At 63.1% G+C, this 2,938-nt stretch carries 3 protein-coding genes; all 3 read left to right on the forward strand.

Annotated elements, in window-relative coordinates:
* Nucleotides 1-145: 145 nt before the first annotated feature.
* Nucleotides 146-1,327 (forward strand): D-alanyl-D-alanine carboxypeptidase/D-alanyl-D-alanine-endopeptidase, encoded by a 1,182-nt coding sequence (locus Q8N40_RS13680; RefSeq protein WP_305320755.1) that lies wholly within the window; start codon nt 146-148, stop codon nt 1,325-1,327.
* A 220-nt stretch (nt 1,328-1,547) separates the two neighbouring features.
* Nucleotides 1,548-1,901 (forward strand): hypothetical protein, encoded by a 354-nt coding sequence (locus tag Q8N40_RS13685; RefSeq protein WP_305712194.1) that lies wholly within the window; start codon nt 1,548-1,550, stop codon nt 1,899-1,901.
* A gap of 212 nt (nt 1,902-2,113) precedes the next feature.
* Nucleotides 2,114-2,938: hypothetical protein (locus Q8N40_RS13690; protein ID WP_305712195.1), on the forward strand; the 825-nt coding region annotated here is incomplete at its 3' end.

Genomic DNA, 2,938 nt, shown 5'->3' on the forward strand with positions numbered 1-2,938 from the left:
GTGCCAACAGTAGACATCACGCTTCAGAGCCGCCACTTCCGAAAAGTGCCATAAGCAGAAATTCCGCGCTCGGACCGACTTAACGCTTGAGTATCACCAGCATCGGTCCGAAGTTTGCCGACGCTGCACCCACGCAGGAGACGCCATGTGGTCTCGCTCGCTCGCCCTCGCTTTGCTCCTGCTACCCGCCCCGGCCCTGGCCGGCGCCAGGGAGAACGTCGCGGCCCTCGCTCCGCAAGGGTTGGTGCTGGTGATGGACGCCAAGGACAACGAGTTGGTGGCCCAGAACACTGATGAGCCTTTCGTCCCGGCCTCGGTCACCAAGATCGTGACGGCCTGGCTGGCGATGGAGGTCCTTGGCGGCGACTACCGCTTCAAGACCCGCTTTTACCTCGACGACAAGCGGGTGCTCTACGTGCGTGGAGGCGGCGATCCTTTCCTGATCTCGGAAGAACTGGCGCCGCTCGCGACAAAGCTGGTCGCGGCGGTCGGCAAGAAGCGGATCACCGGCATCGTGCTGGACGCGAACTACTACCCTTCGAACCTCCGCATCCCGGGCATCGAGGACACCGACGAGGCCTACAATGCGCTGAACTCCGCGCTGGCGGTGAATTTCAACACTGTCTACGCCGTGCGCCGTGGCGACAAGGTGCGCTCCGCCGAGAAGCAGACTCCGATCACCCCGCTCGCGATCGACCAGTTCCGGCTGCGGCGCCCGAACGGAAGCGGCCGCATCAGCCTGAGCCAGGACCCCATGGTGAGCCTGCAATATGCCGGCGAGCTGATCGCGGCGTTCATCGAGCGGGCCGGCGGCAGGGTGAAGGGCAAGATCTCTACCGGACCGGTACCCGAGGGACTGGAGCCGGTCTACGTTCACCGACAGTCGCGTACCCTTTCGGATATCCTCGTCGAGCTGCTCCGCGCATCGAACAACTACATCGCCAACCAGGTCTTCCTGGAGATCGGCGGACACCGCCTGGGCGGATCGGTCAGCCTCGAGAAGTCGCTCCAGGTCGCGAACGAGTTGCTCGCCGCGCACGACCTCGCCGCGGCCATCCGTCTCGAGGAGGGCTCGGGCATCAGCCGCAACAACCACTTTACCGCCCGCGGCCTTGCCAAAGTGCTCGAACTCTTCGCGCCCCACGCGGGCCTGCTCCGCGGCCGTGACGGCGGCATGAACAAGACCGGCAGCATGGAGGGGGTCAGCACGCTCGCGGGCTATGCCGACACCTCAGGCCACGGGCGGGTGCGTTTTGTGATCTCGCTGACGAGTAATGACGACAAGATGCGCTTCCGGCTGCTCCGGACTATCGAGTCCGGGCTGTAGCCGCAGTTTCGCCCAGCGCGTCAATGTTTCCCCGCGCGCTCACAAAAATTCGCAATGTCCGGTTTGGGTCAAAATCGGCAGTCCCTTGGTCAACGCGGACTCGCCATGCGAACAGACGGACAGCGATCCCGAGCGTCGATTTCCCACGTTGCCCGCGAGGACATAATCGGTAATCTTGCGTTGAGCGCCCGATAGCTGAAGGGGCGCGACGGAGCATGACATGATCCTGGAATTTGTGACGTTCAAGACGCCTGCCGACTGGGACCGCGCGCGGGTGCTCGAAGATGCCAAGCATACGATTTCGAAGTGGGCGGCGAACCGCGACCTTCTGCGCAAGCACTTCGCGTTGGGAGTTGGCACGGACGAGGGCACCAGCGCCGGAATCTACATTTGGCCGTCGGTGGAGGCCGCCAGGAAGGCGCACAACGACGAATGGCGCGAGGCGGTCAAGACGCGTTCCGGCGGCTATCCCACGATCCGGTACTTCGACTTGTTTCTGCTGATCGACAACGAGCACCGTCAGGTCACCGAATGGGCAGCCGACGGCAAGGCGCGGGAACTCGACGCTGCCTGATCGGCGAGGCGGCAAATAAGTCGCATCTGATGAACCCCGGGCGTTTGGGGACTGAAATGGGAATGAAAAGTCATCGCGCTGCGCGAATGGCAGCCCTTGCCATGGGACTATTACTCACGGCGCCGGTTTGCATCGCCATTGATTTGATCGCCACTGCGGTCGCGGCGATCGTCTCGGTTGACATCCGTCATGTCGGCTTCGTCTCCCCTGCCATGGCTCAACCGGGCGAGCTGACGAAAGCGCAATCGGATGCCCTCGCCGCCTACGATCAGGCATTGAACGGCTTCAAATCGATCCTGCGCCAGCGGCGCGCGCAGATCGATTCGAAGCAACCGCTGCCCAATTTGCCGGGACAGGCGCTCTACCTCGCGCGCAACAGCACGATGAGCACCTACAAGGACCTCACCGACGTTCTTCCGTCCCAAATCGGGAGGCCCAATAAACTGGGAATCCCGCCGGCGTATTTCGATGCCGGCCTCGAGCCGCTGCTCGACGAGTACGTCAGGCTTTTCGAGGTCATGCAGGCGCCGCCCGCCAACGCGCAAAAATCAGACACGCCGTTCAAGGACGTCGTCGATCTCGGCAGGGTGATTGCGCGCGCCAAGGGCCTCGGTGCGGCGGATGCCGAAGCGGCAGGCCGCATCAGCCTGGGCCTGTTCTTTGCCGAGACCAACGGCAACCAGACCATCGGCAATGCGCGCTCGAACAAATACAAGGGAAGCCTGCAAACAGGTCCGCCTGAAGCTGAAAATGGCCGCAGGAAGTGGGCCGCGATCAAGCCGTCGGTCGCATCGCTCGATCCCGGCCTGAGCCTTCGCGATGACAGGGAGGAGGCGCGGCTCGGCAATCTGGACCGCCGCTACAACCACTGGACCTCGGTGCGGGACGCGCTGATGAACGCCCATGCGGATATTTTCCCGCAGATCCCGGCGATCGTGAAGACGCTGCCCGATCCGATCGATCAGTTGAAGCTGTTCGAACTGATCCAGATCATTCCCAGCCCGACCAAATCCGCGCTCCGGTCCGGCAATCCCATG

The sequence above is a fragment of the Bradyrhizobium sp. genome (genome assembly GCF_030693485.1).
Lineage (GTDB): Bacteria > Pseudomonadota > Alphaproteobacteria > Rhizobiales > Xanthobacteraceae > Bradyrhizobium.